Genomic DNA, 18,730 nt, shown 5'->3' with positions numbered 1-18,730 from the left:
CAAGGTGATTGCCGACTGCGAGATTCAACCGATGCTCAGCGAAATCACGATTGCCCACCTCTACATTCCTCCGTTCTTGCTCTACGTCGGCGTTGCAGCCCTGGTGTACGGGCTACTGGAGCGGGCCCTGCGGCGCTGGCTGGATTGGGCCTGGCACCCCAGCCTGGCGCGTTTCTTTGTGTCGCTGATCGTGCTCTCGACCTTGGTTCTGAGCTTTTGAGGGCAGCGCGATGATCATCAAACACATCCTCAAGACCCTCGTCACCCTGGTGCTCGGGCTGGCCGCATTGCTGTTCTGCACGCAACTGTGGCGTGCCTATGAGTTGGCCCCCTGGACGCGGGACGGGCGTGTCAGCGCACAAGTTATCCGTATTGCCCCCGAGGTGTCCGGCCAGGTCGAACACCTGCTGGTGGGCGACAACCAGTGGGTCGCCAAGGGCGCGTTGCTGTACCAGATCGATCGCAGCAGCTACTTGCTTGCCCAGCAACAGCGCACGGCCGAGCTTGCCGAGGCGCGCAGTGTTTTCGAGCAGCGCAGTGCACAGCTCAAACGCCGCAACCAGCTCGGCGATGCGATTGCGCGGGAGGAAACCGACAACGCAGCCCGGGACCTGGCGGTGGCCAGGGCGCGCCTGGATGCGGCCCGCAGCCAACTGGCCCATGCGCGGCTGGATCTGGACCGCACGACGATTCGTTCGCCGGTCGACGGCTATGTGACCCAGTTGCGGCTGCAGCCGGGTGACTACGCGGCAGCGGGCGAGACCAATATCTTTGTGGTCGATAGCCATAGCTTCTGGGTCACCGGTTACTTCGAGGAGACCAAGCTGGCTGGTGTTCGGGTGGGGGCTGTGACGTCCATCAAGCTGATGGGTTTTTCACCGCTGCTCGAAGGGCATGTGGCGAGCATTGGTCGGGGCATTGCCGACGGTAACGAGCTGCGCAGTAACAGTGGTTTGCCCCAGGTGGCGCCTACGTTCAGCTGGATACGCCTGGCCCAGCGCGTGCCCGTGCGGATTGAACTGGACAAGGTGCCGCCCGGTGTGGAGTTGGCGGCGGGGATGACCGCCAGCATCGAGGTTGCCGAGGAGGGCACGGCGCCGCGCTGGAGGCTGGTGCAATGGCTTCAGGCGTTCATGTGATGCTCCGTGCACTGCGCATGCTGGGGGCATGGGAAGCTGCTACCTCGGGCTATGTGCTGCGTAGTCTTTTGGCGGCCTCATTGGCCCTGTGGCTGGGGTTCCAATTACACCTGGATTCGCCGTTCTCGGCCGCCTCAACCGTGTTGTTGCTGATCCATCCGCTGCAGGGGGCAGTGGTTGGCAAGGGCTTCCACCGGGCACTGGGCACCCTGGTGGGGTTGGCTGTGGCATTGGTCCTGACCAGCCTGTTCGCCCAGCAAATGCTGCTGTTTATCCTCGGGATCGGGGTATGGCTGGGCCTTTGTGTCGGCGCCATGACCGTGTTTCGGCACTACCAGGCCACGGCGGCGGTGGTCGCCGGCTACACCGTTTGCCTGGCCCTGGGGCCCGCCATCGTCGCGCCGCAGCAAGGTTTCGAACATATCGTCGGACGGGGCACGACCGTTGTTCTGGGGGTGTTGAGCCTGAGCCTGGTGGCCACATTATTCAGCCGCAAGACCGTCGAGCGCACACTGACCATGGCACTTCGCGACGTCTCGTCGCGCACCCTGCGGTTATTGGCCGTGCGGTTTGACGGCGGGCCGGCGCGTGCGCAGGACCCGCTGGCCATCGATATCAGCAAAGTGGACGACCTTCTCGGGATTGGTCGGGGCGAGTCGGTGCTGATCCGCGCCAGGCTGGCGACCCTGCAGGCAGGACTTGCGTATCTGCATGCCGTGGTGCTCGACGAATGCGCGATACCTTCGCACGCTGGAATCGGCGCACAGTTGCGCCAGCTGGCTGAAGCCATGCCCGGGTTTTGCGTGGCGGCCGATCGTGTCCGGGAGCTGCAAGCCAGCCTTGAACCAGGCGCGAGCCAGCGGCGTCTGAATGAACCATTGGCCGAACTGGCCAGCGCCTTGTCGAGTTTTGCCTGCCTTGAGCGCGCGCCCCTGCCGCCGGCCCGCGCCGTGGGGTTTCACCGACACTACGGCGCTGCACTGCGTAACGGTGTGCGAGCGTTGCTGGCCACGCTGGCGACCGGTGCTGTCTGGTACCTCACCGGCTGGGACCAGGGGCCAACCTTGCTGGCCGTACTGGGTCCGTTCTGCACCTTGCTGGCCACCAGCGCGGCGCCCGAGCAAGGCATTGCGAGCCTTGCCAGGGGAACCTTCTACGCAATCCTGGCAGCGGCGGGGTGCAAGTTCCTGCTGTTGCCGCACATCAGCGGGTTCGGGTTGCTCACGGTGGTGCTGGTTGCGTTCTGGGCGGTCGGGATTCATGCCACGACCCGGCCGCGCCATGCCCTGCAAGGCGTCGCCTACCTGATTACGTTCAACACCCTGGTCGGTACTGCCGGGACCGCCCAATACGACTTCGCTGACTTCGCGAATCAAGCCCTGGCCTGGATGGTGACGCTTGCTATCTGCCTGCTGGCCTTCCAGTTGCTGCCGGGGAAACCCGCCAGCCACGCCGACGTCCTGAGGACCGCGCTGCACAAGGACACACGCCGGTTACTGCGTCACGGGCACCGCATGGATCTTCTGAAGTGGCAGGCCACGCAACAGCACCGGATGGTTGCCCTGCAAGCGCTGTCGGGCGCCGATGAGGCCGGTGCCGTCTCGCTTCAACTGGGTCGACAGTTAAGGTTGCTGCACCGCAAGACACGCGACCTGGAGCCTGATTCGTCAATCGCCAGGTGTGTGCAAGCGGGCGATCGGCGTATTGCCAGATATGCCTTCGATTCAGCGATCAGCGCGGCCCAGGCCCGGCGTACGTCGAGATCACTGTTCCGCCTTGGTGCCCGCGACCTGGCTGCTTGTTACCGGGATTTGGCGGGGTTGCTCGACCAATACCAGCGTGCCGATATCCGAACCAGTTTCAGCTAAAACAACGAAGGTGAGATGAAATGAAGCAACTCCTTATCTGGACGCTTTTCGGGATGATCGTGTCTGTGCCAATGGCGGTGCAGGCATCGGACGGGGCTGAGGCGCTGGCCCGCTGGCAACAGCAATTCAAGCAAGAGCAAAAAACGCTCGCCGAGCACCGGGCGCCTGGCCGTGATTCAAGGCCCAAGGCAGATCCCCAGCGATGAGCCGGTTCCCGGTCGATTGCAATCTATTCGGAGCGAAGTGACGAGTTCGGTGTGATGCCCGGCAGTGCTGTTGCTTTATAGGCTGTCCGGGTCGCCAAAGAACATCTGAATCCGCGACCTTAACCACCGTTCCCCCGGATCATTGTCCTGTGACCCACGCCACGCCATGTGCAATTCAAATGTGCGCACCGGCAGTGGCGGCTCCTCAGCCCGCAAGCCACCCGCTGAAGTCAACGCTTCAGCGGCATAGTCCGGCACGGTCGCGACAATATCGGTGCCCGCCAGCAACGTCCCCAGCCCATTGAACTGCGGCACAGCCAGCACGACATGGCGCTTGCGGCCCAGTTTTTCCAGTTCTTCATCCAGAAACCCGCTCAAATCCCCGGCGAATGACACCAGGGCATGGGGCCGCGCGCAGAAGTCATCCAGGCTCATGGAGCCCGGCATGCTGTCGGCTCGCAACAGCATCGGCTTGCTGCGGCGCAGGACTTTGCGTTTGGCGTTGGCCGGCAAATCGGTGGTGTAGCTCACGCCGATGGAGATTTCGCCGGAGGCCAGCAGGCCGGGCATCAGGATGTAGTTGACGCGGCGCACTACCAGCACGATGCCGGGAGCTTCGGCCCGCAGGCGCTTGAGCAGCAGCGGCAGCAGGGCGAATTCGACGTCGTCCGACAGGCCGATGCGGAATACCGCGGTGCTGGTGGCCGGGTCGAATTCGGAGGCGCGGCTGACGGCCGTGGAGATCGAGTCCAGGGCCGGGGAGAGCAGGGCGAAGATTTCTACCGCACGGGCCGAGGGCTCCATGCTGCGTCCGGTACGCACGAACAACGGGTCGTCGAACAGGCCGCGCAGGCGTGACAGGGCTGCGCTGATGGCCGGCTGGCCGAGGAACAGTTTCTCGGCAGCGCGGGTCACACTGCGCTCATGCATCAAGGTTTCGAATACGATCAACAGGTTGAGGTCGACACGACGCAGGTCGTTACGGTTCATCTTGTGTCCCAGGCGGCGTCAGTAAACTTGACGGGAGCGGTCATATAAGAACAATGACCGGCATGAATCTTACGGGGAAAGGCTGGTACTCTGCACCGGCTAATTCAGTTTTCCTACATGGTTCGGCACCTTTTCCGTATGTGCGGAATCAATGACAGGCATGTCGACTATTAACGGCGACCGGTGGTCTTGCCCCGAAAGCCCAGATAGAGTTCATGGCAATAGAGGTTACTTTGACGAGGTTTGCGATGTCCCGCACGATCCGTTTTCACAAGTTTGGTCCGGCCGAGGTGCTCAAATGCGAAGAGCATGCAGCCGCTAAGCCCGCACCGGGCGAAGTGCAGGTGCGCGTCGAGGCGATTGGCATCAGCTGGTACGACATTCTGTGGCGCCAGAACCTGGCGTCGTCCCATGCCCGCTTGCCTTCCGGCCTTGGCCATGAAATGGCCGGCGTGGTTGTGGCCGTTGGCGAGGGTGTCGACGACCTGGCGGTGGGTGACAAGGTCGCCAGCTTCCCGGCCGAGAGCCCGAATGACTACCCGGTGTACGGCGAACAGATCGTCCTGCCGCGCTCTGCCCTGACCCGCTACCCGGATGTCCTGAGCCCGATCGAAGCCAGCGTGCACTACACGCCGTTGCTGATTGCCTACTTTGCGTACATGGACCTGGCGCGGGTCAAACCCGGGCAATTCGCCCTGGTAACGGACGCCAGCCACTGTGCCGGCCCATCGTTTGTGCAGCTGGGCAAAGCCCTGGGGGTGCGGGTGATTGCCGCCACCAAGACCAGTGATGAGCGCGAATACCTGCTGTCCCTCGGGGCGGAAAAGGTGATCGTCACCGAAGAGCAGGACCTGCTGATGCAAGTCAACAAGTTCACCGACAACCGTGGCGTAGACGTGGTGTTCGATGGCTTGGGTGGCCCGCAGATGTCGTTGCTGGGTGATGTGCTGGCGCCCCGTGGCAGCCTGGTGCTGTACGGCCTGCAAGGTGGCAACCAGACGCCATTTCCGGCCTGTGCGGCGTTCCAGAAGAACATTCAGTTCTTTGTGCACTGCATCGGCAACTTCACCGGCAAACCGGAACTGGGCATCATCCAGGACCAGGTGGCCTTGCAGCGAGCCTTGCGTGACATCAACCAACTGACCGCCGACAAGGTGCTGGTACCGCTGAAAACCACGGTATTTCCGTTCAGCCAGTTCGTTGAAGCGCACCGCTATATGGACGAATGTCCGTGCCGTGAACGGGTTGCCTTGCAGGTAGAAACTGTTTGATCTGTGGGAATATTCTCAAGCGAGTATTCCTGCCCCCGGGCGCATGGGGCAAATGCGCCATTTGACAGGACTTAACCTGCCCACCGCTTGAATCGGGATTTCAGCACTTCAGCCCGATAAACCAGATGTATGCCCCTGACGCCGCCCTGAATCCCAGCGCGGCGTTGTCGTGTCTGCACACTCGATACCCCATGCAAGCCCCCATCTGAACCGGTTTTAGCCGGCGTTCTGTATCTGTTAATCATTATTCAAGTGCCGATAATTGCCCCGTCACTTTATCTCAAGGATTGAGCAATGATTGAATATATGAAATCACCCCGTACATCCGTCAAGCCCAATAGTGTTTCCCATGGCTGTTTTGCCGGAACATCAATATTGAAGTGGGTTATGTCGGATGCTTCTCTAGTTTGTAAGTTAAAACAGCGTAGGAAGTTGTCAGAGCGTTCCTAAGACTTTCGGTTTGGGCTGCGTGCCCCTTGGCTTGGCGCCTTTTCGGGACTGGAAGCCCCCAAAGGCAGGCTTGGCAGGTAGGGCCCGGTGCTAATCTCCATTGAATGTCACATGTTGTAACGCCCCTACAGAAACAACAGGTCAGGCAAATGCCGTCAACGATTGCCCGAAACTGATATTTCAACTCAGGTAGTAGAACTATGAGCGCTATTCACGAACAAGCCATGAACTATGTCTATCAACAAGTATTGCAACGCTTGATAGGGCATTTCTCTCGAACAGAACGTACCTCGCTCCAGTTATTGATTCAACGAATCGTGGTAGCGGCAGGCGGCATGGAGCGGATCGGTGAATACAAGGTGCTGGTAGCTCACGGCGCAGGCGCCGGCAGCAGCTATGTCCTGGCGTTGTTGCGCGCAGCCCAGCTGACGCTTGCAGGCCGGGCGCCGCGGACGTTTCAACTGCGGGTCGCGACCTTGCGCCATGCCGGCATGTCGCAAAATGCCCTGGACACGCTGCACCGCGGCTACAGCGCACTGTTCCTGCATGACGATGCGCGTGTCGAATTGCTGATGGTCGAGAATCAGGAAGTCTTGCCGTTCAACCACCTGCGGCCGGCCTCCAGTGCGGCGCGCGATACCAGCCGGCGCAATATGCTGATGGTGGGGCACCTGACTTCGGGAGATCTTCGCCAAACCCTGTGCAACGACGCCTACCTGGCCCTCGGTGACTTTTACCAGCGCGTCACCACCTGCAATGGCGGCGTGCACGCGCTGGTCAGCGGTGACTCCGCGCGCAAGCAGCGGGAGTACCTGGCGTGGCTGAAGAAGGCTGCGCTGGCGAGCGGTGCAGAGATCCCGCCGCGCCAGCCCCTGGTGCTCAGCGGGCTGTTCGCGCGCATGGATGAGTGGAGCAACGCCTATTACTGCGACCTTTACGGCGAGCGTTACGCCGTCGCCGATAAGTCCGACACGGACAACCATCGCCACTTGGCCTATATCGGCGCTGCCGACCTTAAGGACGCGGCCGAATACTCCTCCGGGCCGCTGTTGCGTCAGTTCATGGGCTATGAACCGGACGAGTTTGGCTTTCATTTCAGCCACGCGAGCTATGCGAACCCGTTGCTGATGGCCCATCTGCGGGGCCTGCAGGCCGAGTGCCTGCGGGAACTGGATTACGAGGAGGGCGCACAGGGCTTCATGCAGCAGGCCGCGCTGTTCATGCGGCGCAAGCAGATTCCCGAACACCTGATTGCCCAGGCAGCGACCCAGGATGGCCGAGCGCTGGCGGCCGACTACGCCCAGGCGCTGTTCGGATTGGATGAAAGCCAGCTGAACTGCCTGATGTTTTCGCCGTTTATCCGTCACGGCGAGCGCCTCGAAAGCTTTTTGCGCCAATGCCACCCCGGCATGCTGGTGGCACTTCCCGAGCTGCACAAGGCGCTGCAAGGCAAGCCGGTGGCCGAGATGCTGGTGCAATGGGCCATCGACATCAGCGGGTTGCCGATCGACCTGCTGCAACATCTCTATCGCAAGCGGCCCGCCACCGGCGTGCCGGGCATGGCCGAGACGCCACAGCAAGATGCTCCCGCCCTGGCAGCCTACCAACTGGCGGGGCGTTAAGCGGGTGGCGGCGGGTGACCAGCGATGAACCTCAAGGACGACCGGCAAACCGACTTCGCCTACCAGGCGGTGTATCGCTACATGATCAATCTCATCGGCGAGGTGGGCACGGATGCCCGGGTAAAACTGCCATCATTGCGCCAATTGGCGGAGCGCCTGAATGTGTCGATCTCGACCATTCAATACGCTTACTCGTTGCTCGAGAAGGAGGGCCGGGTGTACTCGGTGCCCAAGTCGGGCTACTACGCCTGGCCGGTGTTGAATAAACCGCCAGGCAGCAGCGGTGGCGACCTGCTGGAGCGCCTCTATGCCAGTGCGCGACGTCCGGGAATGCGCGTACTCAGCGCCGATGAGCCGGCACTTGCGGCGTCACTGGACGCAGCGCTGTTGCTGCTCGAGCGCGAACTGTTGCGGCATTACCCGCATCATCTGCAGCCATGGTCGCAGCCCTGTGGCGTGTGGGAACTGCGGGCGACGCTCGCGGCGCGCTATACCTCGTCGCCGACCCGTTGCTGGCAGGCGGACGAGGTATACATCGGCGCCGACTTGCGCGGGGTACTGGAAATCCTGATCGAGGTGCTGGGTCTCAAGGGCGCTGCGATCATCGTCGAATCCCCGTGTGACTGGCTGATCCTGCGGTTGTTGCAGGGGGCAGGCGTGAGGATTCTCGAATTGCCATTCACGGCGGACGACGGCCTGGACCTGGCGTTGTTCGAGCACTTGCTCAGCACCGAGCCGGTGCAGCTGGCGTTGCTGTCATCCGGTGTCAGCCTGCCGTCCGGCGTAGTCCTGTCCACCCATGATCGCCTGCAGCTAGTACGATTGCTGGACCAGCATGGCTGTTGGTTGTTAGAAAATGACAGCCATGGTGACCTCGGCTTCGGGCAGCCAATCACCGCGCTACGGGACCTGGCCAATCCCGAGCGGCTGATGGTGTTTTCCACGTTCGAGAAGATGCTCGGGCCGGAAGCGCCGTTTGGCTATTTGCTGTCGCGCCACCTCAGCGGCGAGCTGCAGCGCCAGTTCCTGTTGCGCGCATTCCGGTTGTCCTCTATCCGCCAGCGCGCGATTGCGCGGCTCTATCAAAGCGGGCGTATCGACCAGCATCTGCGGGAGTTGCGCCCGCAACTCAAAGAGCAGGCCCGGCTCATGGGCCTGCGGCTGGACACGCATCTGGGCAACCAGGTGAGCTACCGAATGCCCGCCGCTGGCGCGACCTTCTGGTTGCGCTCAGAGGCCCCGGTGGATATGCGCCAGGTGTTCCAGCGCCTGCTCACCCGGCAGGTGGTGATTGCGCCGGGGGAGTTGTTCAGCCTCAGTGGCCTGCACTGCCAGCATCTGCGGCTGAGCCATGCCGTTGACGGCGCCCATAACCTGGAGAACGCCCTGGATGAACTGGCTCTGGCGCTCAGGCAGGCACAGACCGGCGCTGAATGAAATTTCGCTGATTGCTGTAGGATTTATAACGTCGCGGAGCAGTCCAAGTCCCAGTAAACTGCACTTTTTTCCGAATCCTTCTCTATTCAGAGGTTTATGCATGACTCTCAGTCCTTTTGCGGGCAAGCCGGCACCAGCTCAATTGCTGGTAGACATCCCGCGACTGGTAACGGCCTATTACACCGGCCAGCCTGATGCAGCGATCTCCACCCAGCGCGTCGCCTTTGGTACCTCCGGGCACCGCGGCAGCTCGTTCGACCTCAGCTTCAATGAATGGCACGTGCTTGCCATCAGCCAGGCCATTTGCCTGTACCGTGAAGCCCAGGGCATCAACGGCCCGCTGTTTGTCGGCCTCGACACCCACGCGTTGTCCACCCCGGCCGGCGCCAGTGCGCTGGAAGTGCTGGCCGCCAATGGCGTGCACGTGATGCTCGCCGAAGGCGATGAGTACACCCCGACACCGGCGATTTCCCACGCCATCATTTGCTACAACCGCGGCCGCACCAGTGGTTTGGCCGACGGCATCGTGATCACGCCGTCCCACAACCCGCCACAAAGCGGCGGCTACAAGTACAACCCGCCCAACGGCGGCCCGGCCGACACCCACATCACCAAGTGGATCGAAGCCAAGGCTAACGAACTGCTGGCCAATAAGCTGGCCGGGGTCAAGCGCATCACCCATGCCCAGGCGCTGAAGGCCGACACCACTCATCGCCACGACTACCTCAACACCTACGTGGCCGATCTGGTCAACGTCATCGACTTCGATGCCATCCGCAACGCTGGCTTGCGCCTGGGCGTCGATCCGCTGGGCGGAGCAGGGGTGCGCTACTGGTCGGCCATCGCCGAGCATCACCGCCTGAACCTCGACGTGGTGAACACCGAAGTGGATTCGACCTTCCGCTTCATGAGCGTCGACTGGGACGGCCAGATCCGCATGGACCCGTCCTCCAGCTACGCCATGCAGGGGTTGATCGGCCTCAAGGACCGTTATGACGTGGCCTTCGCCTGCGACCCGGACCACGACCGCCATGGCATCGTGACGCCGTCCGGTGGCTTGCTGGCGCCGAACAACTACCTGGCCGTGTCCATCGACTACCTGTTCCAGAACCGCCCCGAATGGCGCGCTGATGCTGCGGTGGGCAAGACCGTGGTCAGCAGCGGCTTGATTGATCGCGTGGCCAAGCGCATTGGCCGTCGCCTGTACGAAGTGCCGGTGGGCTTCAAGTGGTTTGCCGATGGCCTGTTTGACGGTTCGCTGGGTTTTGGTGGCGAAGAAAGTGCCGGCGCCTCGTTCCTGCGCAAGGACGGCAGCGTGTGGAGCACTGACAAGGACGGTTTGATCCCGGCGCTGCTGGCGGCGGAAATGACCTCGCGCAAACGCCAGGACCCAAGCCAGATTTATCGCGGGCTGACCGATGCACTGGGTGAGCCGTTCGCCATTCGGGTGGATGCCAAGGCGACTCCGGCGCAGAAGGCCTTGTTGGGCAAGCTGTCGCCAGACCAGGTGACGTCCACGCAGTTGGCGGGGGAAAGCATCCAGCAGATCCTCAGCCACGCGCCGGGCAATGACCAGGCGATCGGCGGGCTGAAAGTCATGACTGAAAACGGCTGGTTCGCCGCACGGCCATCGGGCACCGAGGACATCTACAAGATCTACGCCGAGAGCTTTATCGGCGAAGATCATCTCAAGCAACTGGTGGAAGAGGCGCAGGTGTTGGTGGACGGAGCGATCTCGGCTAACTGATACCAAAGTGACTGATTAACCTGTGGCGAGGGAGCTTGCTCCCGCCGGACTGCGCAGCAGTCCCATTTTTGGGCGCGCTTCGCACCCCAGCGGGAGCAAGCTCCCTCGCCACATTCAACCTCGGTCAGGCGAGGTCGACCAACACGATCTCGCTGTCCTCAACCGCTGTCACCCGCAATACCTGCTCATCCTCAACCGCCACACCGTCTCGAGCTTGTGCACGCAAGCCATTGACTTCAATCACCCCGGTGGCCGGTACCAGGTACGCCCGGCGTCCGTTGTCCAGCCGATACTCGGCACTTTCACCGGCCTTCAGATTCGCTGCTACCAAGCGTGCATCGGCCCGAATCCGCAGGCTTTCGCTGTCTCCGGCCTTGCCACTGGCCAGGGTCACAAACCCTTCGCGGTCACCCTTCGGAAACGGCTTAGCGCCCCACGACGGCGGCAAACCGGCCTCATTGGGAATGATCCAGATCTGGAAAATCTTGGTCGGCGTAGCTTCCAGGTTGTACTCGCTGTGGGCAATCCCGGTGCCGGCGCTCATTACCTGGACGTCACCGGCCTCGGTGCGGCCCTGGTTGCCCAGGTTGTCGGCATGGCTGATGGCGCCTTCACGCACATAGGTGATGATTTCCATGTCCCGGTGCGGGTGCTGCGGGAAGCCGGTGCCCGGTGCGATGAGGTCATCGTTCCACACCCGCAGGTTGCCCCAGTGCATGCGCTTGGGGTCATGGTATTCGGCAAACGAGAAGTGGTGGTGAGCGTCCAGCCAACCGTGATTGGCGCCGCCCAGGGTGTTGAAAGATCGAAGTTCAAGCATGATCGTCTCCTGTGGATGGGAGCCATCATCCAGCAGCGCCAGATCGATAAAAAGCGTAAAAAATGCTGGATTCCTATCGAATGCTTCGATGCCGATGCTCAGGACTTGTCTTCACTTCATCGCCTAACTGCATGAGCGCAAAGCAATTGGCTGGAACTGTGGGGCATTTGCGGCGACCATAGGGCTCTTGTCCGAGTTAAAGCATCGCAGGAGTCCGCGTGCCGCAACACACCCCCGATCTGCCTCCCGAACTGCGGCCACTGGCCGAAATGCCCTTGTTGAAACGGCTCGCCGCCCGATTATTTGGTCACGGCCTGACGCGCCTGCGGGCACAGCACCGTTTCTCATGGCTGCATGGCCAGGCCGACGGCTTTCGCAGTGGCCACACGGCCGGCGTGGAGTATGGCTATAAGGAAGGCAAGGCGGATGGTATCGAAGAAGGCCGCCAGGTCCTGCTGATTCGTGACTTCCGGCCGGATGAGCACACTGCGCCGGGTGTTGACGACAATCTGTTCGATGATTGGCGCCTGCCGCTGACCGCCGAGTTGAAAAAACGCATCAAGGCTGATGTGGCGCGCCTGCTGCCGGCCCATGCCCAGCCGAGTGCGGCGCAATGGAAGATGATTTTCAGCGATACGCCGTCCACCTCGGTGATCGCCGGCGCCGGCGCGGGTAAATCCACCTCGCTGGTGCTGCGTATCCTGCTGCTGACCCATTACCTGGGCTTCGAGCTGAGCTCGATGACGGTGGTGACCTTCACCCGTGAGTCGCGCAAGGACTTCATCAATAAGCTCATGGAAATTCTCGCCTTGTGGGGCCAACCCCTTGGTATGAAAGACGCGCAAGCGGTGGTGCGGACCTTTCACTCACGCATCCTGCCAATGGTGCGCAGCCTGCCGGGCCTTGAGCGGCTGCAGGCGTTCGAGAACCTCAATGCGCGGACTGAAGCGGACTTTGATGAGGCCGACAGCAACCCCTTCGAATTGCGGATCAACGACGCCCAGCGCCAGCAACTGAATGCCTGCTATCACCGGCTGCATGGCCGCCATGAACGCTTCCGCGAACTGATCGCCCCGCTGGCGCGCCATGCCCTGCAACTCAAGGAGCTGGAGCGCGATCACCCGGACGTGCAAAAACGCGTGGCGGTGACCGAACTGGCGGCCAAGCGCGATGAAGAACTCTGCGATGTGATCGAAGACCTGTGGTTTCGTGCCGGCGCCTGGCCGATCAAGGGCATCGAGCCCAATCGCCAGACGTTCGATATCAACGGCGCGAAGTTTCACTGCCATGGTTACATTGCCGAACTGGATGCTTGGGTCGTACTGGGCTTCGACCCGCGGGAAAATGCCCAGGTCAGTCGACCCGGGTCCAAGCTGTCGGTACGTGCCGAATGGGCGGTAAAGCGAACCCTGTTTCAAGCTTTCTGCCGTAAACCATTGATATGGCTAGAAAGCTACGAGTCTTCCAAGCGGCTTTTAAGCAGCCTGGCAGGTGACGCAACAGCGGGCCCGGGCTTCGATTACAAGGTCAAGGGCGAGCTGGGTTCGGCACCGTTGCTGGACAGCTTTGTTGCCGCCGCCGGGTTCATCGAGAACCTCGGGCTGGATGTGCCCACCGCCGTGGGCAAGATGGGTTTTGCCAAGGATGATCCAGACCGTTTTTACTTCGAGGCACTGAGCATTTTCTGGAAGGCCCTCGAAGATCACTTGCTGGACCAGTCGCCACCGGTCATGACCTACAACCGGATGTTCTCGCTGTTTGGCGAAAACACCCCGGAGAACCTGAAGTTGCTCAGCGACCCGCTGCTACGGCCGATGTCGCACCTGATGATCGACGAATTCCAGGACGTATCGCCGCAGATCGTCTCGTGGATCCGGGCCAGCTTGCGGGAGATCCGCAGCCGCGGGCCGGCCATGCACGTGGGGCGTGGGGCCCAGCGCTCTTCGCTGTTGTGCGTGGGCGATGACTGGCAGTCGATCTATGGCTGGCGTGGCAGTTCGCCCAAGTATTTCATGGAGTTCAACAAGGAGTTCCCGTCACCCACGACCACCCGGGTGATGCTGGGCGAGAACTACCGCAGCCATCAGCACGTGATCGATGCTGCCGAGCACATTGTGCGGGCGGCCCCGGCCATCAGCGGCAAGAAAGCCAAGGCCAGTGGAACCGCGAAGGAGTTGGTGCCGGTCACGGTGCGTGATCGTGACGATGCGGCGCTGGGCCAGCAACTGCTGGCGCACTATCAAAAGGGTGATTCGGTGTTAATGCTGTATCGAAAAAGCAGCGATAAGTCATTGATGCAAGAGCATATTCAGTCGGTAGTTAATGTGGATTCTAGTTTGCCGTACGGCAGCCGCCGGCTCAAGCAACTGACTTATCACAGCGCCAAGGGCTTGCAGGCGGATGCGGTTTTCCTGCTGGGTGACTGCCAGCACTTGACCAGTTCGCCGTACAAGAACCAGGTCTACCGCATGGCAGGACTGGGCAAGGACGGCGATACCGAAGCTTACGACAGCGCGCAGAAAGACGAAGTGCTGCGCCTGGCCTACGTGGGCATTACCCGGGCGGTGAGCCATTGCTATTGGTATGTCGACGGCCAGGATGGCCAAGGGGTGAATGTGCCAAAAGCTTCGGACCGGGTTGCCGGGGACAAACCGTTTTTTGACGACCAGCGCATCAGCAAATCATAAGGGGTGACGTTGAATCCTGTGGTGAGGGAGCTTGCTGTGGCGAGGGAGCTTGCTCCCGCTGGAGTGCGCAGCGCTCCCAGGATTTTGGGGCTGCTACGCGACCCAGCGGGAGCAAGCTCCCTCGCCACAGGATACCTGCGTTGCCAGATCAAGCCCGTAGCGACAGCGGCGGCACAAACGACTCCAGTTCATCCTCAACCGCCTCGATGATCCGCTCCACGTCAGCAGCGTTCATCACCGTGGCGCAAGGGATACCGGCAATTGCAATCAGGGTTTCCCCGCTGGCGCGGTCGAACAGGCGCGCGATCATACTGCCGGGAGCATCCATGCTCGCCTCAAAGCCCATGGGATGAAAGTGCCAGCGCATCAACTGGCAGGCATTGGGGAATGTCACTTTGTTCATGTTGCCCACCTTGTTCATTGAGCGCTTCCTTTAGCTCGCTGCAGGGGCGCCATGACCGTCACTGGTCCTGGCCGTCGTGAGCATTAAAAATAGCATTCGTTCGCATCGGGCATGGGAGTTTTTTCGTCCCGTCCGGCAGTTGTTTTCAATAACGTTGATATGGGTCACGTGCTGCGTGGTATTAAGCGAAAGGCCATTAGTCGGAAATATCAAATGGCCGTTGAGCGGGTACGGGCAGTTGGGCAAGCTGCCTCTTTTTTCACCGGCGTAGAGCGCTCAATGCAAGACATCATTCCGGATGACTCCCAGAAAACCCAAGCTACGGCCAAGCTGGTACTGCGTCACCATCTGTGCTGGCGGGATCGGGACCTGGATGGAGTGATGTCGTACTACCATCCGGACATCCAGTACCACGATTTCTTCCAGAACCGCGTGGTGGGTGCCGGCGAGCTGCGCGAATACCTGCAAGCCAGCATGCCCCGTGGCGCCGACGAAGCGATCGAACACACCGACCGCATCCGCGCCGACGGCGACACCGCGTTCATCCAATACCGCATCACCTTGCGTGGCGGCCAGGGCCTGGTGTCGTTTCGCACCAGCGAAGCGATTACCGTGCGCGATGGCTTGATCTGGCGGGTCAACGAGTACGCCTCCCTGGTCCACGAGCAGTCTGCCAGCCGCCGCGAGACCACACGCCCGACCGTCAGCCGCCTGGGCCTGTCGCCGCAGCAACTGAGCTACATGGCCAACGACCTGCAACAGTACTTCGAGCGCCAGCAACCCTATCTGGACCCCGAGCTGGACCTGCAACGGGTGGCGAAGGAGTGCGGGTACAGCCGCAACCAGATTTCCTACCTGTTGAACCAGGTGCTGGGGCAAAGTTTTTATCGCTACGTCAACCAGGCACGCCTCCAGCATCTGCTGGCTGCACTGGAATTGGCCGCGCCGCCGATCCGCATCGACGAACTGGCGTTTGCCGCCGGCTTCAATTCGACGTCGGCGTTCTACAGCAGCTTTCGCCAGCACACCGGCCAGTCGCCAAAGGCCTACGTCAAACAAATTTCCCTGCGTGCACGCGCGCAAGACAGCCCCTGAGGCCAGGCTCTAGGATCACTGCCATCGAAGTGTGGTGGTGGAGCTTGGCATGCCTGCATGGCGCAATATCAGTTTATGGATGGACCAGCTGGACGAGCCGCTGCTGGCACGCGCGTCCCTGGAGCAGGACCTGGACGTCAACGTGGCCATCATCGGCGCCGGCTACACCGGGCTCTGGACCGCGTATTACCTGAAGCGCCAGGCGCCCGAGCTGAAAATCGCAATCATCGAGGCGCAAACCGCCGGGTTCGGTGCCTCGGGCCGTAACGGCGGCTGGCTGATGGGCAACCTGCTGGGAGAGGACCGCCTGTTGGCCGGCCTGACCCCGGAACAGCGCCGGGCCTCGTTCGACCTGCTGCACGCCATCCCCGACGAAGTCGCGCAAGTGATCGAGCGCGAAGGCATCGACTGCGACTACCGCAAGGGTGGTGTGCTGTATTGCGCCGCGCGCTACCCCGAACAGGAAGCCACCCTGCGTGCATACCTGGCCAAACTTCACAGCCAGGGCCTGACCGACGACGACTACCGTTGGCTTGGCCCGCAACAACTGGCCGAGCAGATCCGTATCGCCAAGCCTTATGGCGGCATCTATGCACCCCACGTTGCCACGATTCACCCGGCCAAGCTGGTGCGCGGCCTGGCGCGGTTGGTGGAGCGGATGGGCGTCAAGATCTACGAAAACAGTCCCGTCACCCATTGGCAGTCCGGCGGCCTGCGCACGGACAAAGCCTCGGTGCGCGCCTCCTGGGTGGTGCCGGCGGTGGAAGGGTATGCCACCACGCTGGCTCCGCTGGGGCGCTATCAGTTGCCGGTGCAAAGCCTGATCGTTGCCACCGAGCCGTTGCCGGCCAGCACTTGGGACGAGATCGGCCTGAATCGTGGCCAGGCGTTTGGCGAGAGCAGCCGGCAAGTGACTTACGGCCAGCGTTCGGCGGACAACCGCCTGGTGTTCGGCGCTCGCGGGGGTTATCAGTTTGCCGGCAAGTTGCGGCACAACTTCGAGCTCACCGACAGCGAAGTCGAGCTGCGTCGCTACCTGTTCGGCGAACTGTTCCCGCAGCTCAAGAAAGTCCGGATCACCCACGCCTGGGGCGGCAACCTGGGCATGTCCCGGCGCTTCAAGCCGCACATGCTCTGCGATCACACGGCAGGCATCGCCCTGGCCGGTGGTTACGGCGGCGAGGGCGTAGGCGCCAGCAACCTCGGTGGCCGCACCCTGGCGGACTTGATCCTGGGGCTCGATACGCCGTTGGTTCGCCAGCCATGGGTGATTCAGCCGGGCCGGCTGGACGGGCTCAAGGCCTGGGAACCGGAACCCTGCCGCTGGCTGGGCTACAACGCGATCATCCGCAGTTTTGTGCATGAGGACCAAGTGTTGGCCAACCCCAATACCGCCCCGTGGCGCCGCAAACTGGCCAGCGGGGTTGCCGGGTTCATGGAAGGTTTCATGCACTAAGTCGTTTCAATCACCACAGGTATGAACATGAGCATTACCCAGTTCAAAGACACACTCAGCGCCCATTTGCCGGATTCCTCGCCCGTCGCCGTGCCGCTGGGCACACCGGTCGCGGTGGCCTCGACCTTGAGCGTGGAACGTAGCGACGGCGTCGAAACCGGCATCTGGGAGTGCACGCCCGGGCGCTGGCGCCGGCAGATCAAAGCCCAGGAGTTTTGCCACTTTATCCAGGGACGCTGCACCTTCACCCCCGACAACGGGGAAATACTCCACATAGAAGCCGGTGATGCACTGATGTTGCCGGCCAACAGCACCGGTATCTGGGACATCCAGGAAACCGTGCGCAAGACCTATGTACTGATCCTCTGATTCTTTGATCTTTGATCGCCTGCCATAAAAACAGCCCTAAAACCGCCAGGAAATCGAACCATGAGACCCATTGCCCTGTTGCCGCTGGTATTCGTCGCCACCCTCAGCCAAGCCGCCGAGACGGTGAAGATCTACAACTGGTCGGACTATATCGCCCCCGACACCACCAAGAACTTCCAGAAAGAAACCGGGATCGGCTTCACCTACGACGTGTACGACAGCAACGAAACCCTCGACGGCAAGTTAATGACCGGCAAATCCGGCTATGACGTGGTGTTCCCCTCCAACCACTTCATGGCCCGGCAGATCCAGGGCGGGGCGCTGAAGAAACTCGACAAGAGCCAGTTGCCCAACTGGAAAAACCTCAACCCGGTGCTGCTCAAGGCCCTGGAAAACAACGACCCGGGCAACGCCCACGGCTTCCCGTACCTGTGGGGCAGCACCGGTATCGGCTACAACATCGACAAGGTCAAGGCGGTACTCGGCGACAACGCCCCAGTGGATTCCTGGGACCTGATCTTCAAGCCCGAGAACATGCAAAAACTGCAGAAGTGTGGCGTCGCCATCCTCGACAACGGCCCGGAACTGCTGCCGGCGGCGCTCAACTACCTGGGCCTGCCGCACCACAGCAAAAAGGCGGAAGACTACAAAAAGGCCGAGGACCTGCTGATGAAAGTGCGGCCGTACGTGGCGTATTTCCACTCCTCGAAATACACCGCCGACCTGGCCAATGGTGACATCTGCGTGGCCGTCGGCTTCTCCGGCGATATCCTCCAGGCCGAAAGCCGCGCCAAGGAAGCCAAGAATGGCGTGAACATCGGCTACAACATTCCCAAGGAAGGCGCCGCGATCTGGTTCGACATGGTCGCCATGCCCGCCGATGCCCCGGATGAAAAAGCCGGCTATGCGTTCATGAACTACCTGCTGCGCCCGGAAGTGATGGCCAGCATCACCAACTACGTGCACTACGCCAACGGCAATGCCGCGGCGGATAGCCTGGTGGACCCGGCAATCAAGAGCGACACCAAGGTGTACCCAAGTCCGGAAATGATGGGCAAGTTGTTCGCACTGGAAGCGATGCCACTGAACATCGACCGGATTCGCACGCGGGTATGGAACACCATTCGTACCGGCCGTTGATGCTCGTTCCCACGCTCCGCGTGGGAATGC

General features: G+C 61.5%; 16 protein-coding genes. 13 read left to right on the top strand and 3 right to left on the bottom strand.

Annotation, left to right across the window (positions count from 1 at the left end; translation table 11 throughout):
• The first annotated feature begins 31 nt into the window (after positions 1–31).
• The 4 genes from HX811_RS32310 to HX811_RS25770 are packed head-to-tail and all read left to right on the top strand — an operon-like array spanning position 32 to position 3,213.
• Positions 32–220, top strand: coding sequence for a DUF1656 domain-containing protein (locus HX811_RS32310; protein ID WP_032899212.1), 189 nt, complete (start codon positions 32–34; stop codon positions 218–220).
• Between the two features lie 10 nt (positions 221–230).
• Positions 231–1,139: an HlyD family secretion protein gene (locus tag HX811_RS25780; RefSeq protein ID WP_177020820.1), complete on the top strand. Its 909-nt coding sequence runs from the start codon at positions 231–233 to the stop codon at positions 1,137–1,139.
• Positions 1,139–3,007: an FUSC family protein gene (locus tag HX811_RS25775; protein WP_177047975.1), complete on the top strand. Its 1,869-nt coding sequence runs from the start codon at positions 1,139–1,141 to the stop codon at positions 3,005–3,007. Before HX811_RS25780 ends, HX811_RS25775 begins: the two co-directional genes overlap by 1 nt.
• Before the next feature lie 20 nt (positions 3,008–3,027).
• Positions 3,028–3,213 (top strand): hypothetical protein, encoded by a 186-nt coding sequence (locus tag HX811_RS25770; protein ID WP_177047973.1) that lies wholly within the window; start codon positions 3,028–3,030, stop codon positions 3,211–3,213.
• A 75-nt stretch (positions 3,214–3,288) separates the two neighbouring features.
• Here HX811_RS25770 and HX811_RS25765 read toward each other — a convergent pair whose 3' ends face one another.
• Positions 3,289–4,203, bottom strand: coding sequence for a LysR family transcriptional regulator (locus HX811_RS25765; RefSeq protein ID WP_003217142.1), 915 nt, complete (start codon positions 4,201–4,203; stop codon positions 3,289–3,291).
• Between the two features lie 248 nt (positions 4,204–4,451).
• Here HX811_RS25765 and HX811_RS25760 point away from each other — a divergent pair, with 248 nt between their 5' ends.
• The 4 genes from HX811_RS25760 (at position 4,452) to pgm (ending at position 10,730) form a co-directional block, all read left to right on the top strand.
• Complete coding sequence (locus HX811_RS25760; RefSeq protein WP_003217140.1) at positions 4,452–5,474, top strand: zinc-dependent alcohol dehydrogenase family protein; 1,023 nt, start codon at positions 4,452–4,454, stop codon at positions 5,472–5,474.
• Between the two features lie 650 nt (positions 5,475–6,124).
• A complete protein-coding gene (locus tag HX811_RS25755) occupies positions 6,125–7,546 on the top strand; it encodes a hypothetical protein (RefSeq protein WP_177047971.1) in 1,422 nt (473 codons plus the stop codon).
• A gap of 24 nt (positions 7,547–7,570) precedes the next feature.
• Entirely contained in the window at positions 7,571–8,983 is a 1,413-nt protein-coding gene (locus HX811_RS25750; protein WP_177047970.1) for a PLP-dependent aminotransferase family protein, read from the top strand.
• 100 nt (positions 8,984–9,083) lie between these two features.
• On the top strand, positions 9,084–10,730 hold the full coding sequence (gene pgm / locus HX811_RS25745; protein ID WP_177047969.1) for a phosphoglucomutase (alpha-D-glucose-1,6-bisphosphate-dependent): 1,647 nt from the start codon (positions 9,084–9,086) through the stop codon (positions 10,728–10,730).
• A 124-nt stretch (positions 10,731–10,854) separates the two neighbouring features.
• Here the strand turns inward: pgm and HX811_RS25740 are convergent, their stop codons facing one another.
• Positions 10,855–11,550 carry a pirin family protein gene (locus HX811_RS25740; RefSeq protein WP_177047968.1) on the bottom strand — a complete coding sequence of 232 codons (696 nt, stop codon included), beginning with the start codon at positions 11,548–11,550 and terminating at the stop codon, positions 10,855–10,857.
• A gap of 218 nt (positions 11,551–11,768) precedes the next feature.
• Here HX811_RS25740 and HX811_RS25735 point away from each other — a divergent pair, with 218 nt between their 5' ends.
• Positions 11,769–14,237, top strand: coding sequence for a UvrD-helicase domain-containing protein (locus HX811_RS25735; protein ID WP_177047967.1), 2,469 nt, complete (start codon positions 11,769–11,771; stop codon positions 14,235–14,237).
• A 148-nt stretch (positions 14,238–14,385) separates the two neighbouring features.
• Here HX811_RS25735 and HX811_RS25730 read toward each other — a convergent pair whose 3' ends face one another.
• The gene (locus tag HX811_RS25730) at positions 14,386–14,658 is read right to left on the bottom strand and encodes a DUF1652 domain-containing protein (protein WP_003217129.1); all 273 of its coding nucleotides are present in this window, start codon (positions 14,656–14,658) and stop codon (positions 14,386–14,388) included.
• Positions 14,659–14,919: 261 nt separating this feature from the next.
• On the opposite strand from HX811_RS25730, the gene HX811_RS25725 reads away from it, so the two are divergent.
• The 4 genes from HX811_RS25725 to HX811_RS25710 are packed head-to-tail and all read left to right on the top strand — an operon-like array spanning position 14,920 to position 18,700.
• Complete coding sequence (locus HX811_RS25725) at positions 14,920–15,735, top strand: AraC family transcriptional regulator (RefSeq protein WP_087694415.1); 816 nt, start codon at positions 14,920–14,922, stop codon at positions 15,733–15,735.
• 49 nt (positions 15,736–15,784) lie between these two features.
• Positions 15,785–17,191 carry an FAD-binding oxidoreductase gene (locus HX811_RS25720; protein WP_177047966.1) on the top strand — a complete coding sequence of 469 codons (1,407 nt, stop codon included), beginning with the start codon at positions 15,785–15,787 and terminating at the stop codon, positions 17,189–17,191.
• A 27-nt stretch (positions 17,192–17,218) separates the two neighbouring features.
• On the top strand, positions 17,219–17,560 hold the full coding sequence (locus tag HX811_RS25715; RefSeq protein WP_087694413.1) for a cupin domain-containing protein: 342 nt from the start codon (positions 17,219–17,221) through the stop codon (positions 17,558–17,560).
• 60 nt (positions 17,561–17,620) lie between these two features.
• The gene (locus tag HX811_RS25710; protein WP_010169417.1) at positions 17,621–18,700 is read left to right on the top strand and encodes a polyamine ABC transporter substrate-binding protein; all 1,080 of its coding nucleotides are present in this window, start codon (positions 17,621–17,623) and stop codon (positions 18,698–18,700) included.
• Positions 18,701–18,730 lie beyond the last annotated feature (30 nt).

The organism is Pseudomonas sp. F8002, from assembly GCF_013385495.1.
GTDB lineage: Bacteria > Pseudomonadota > Gammaproteobacteria > Pseudomonadales > Pseudomonadaceae > Aquipseudomonas.
Note: the sequence above shows the minus strand (reverse complement) of the source record. Positions and strands in the feature narration are given on the sequence as shown.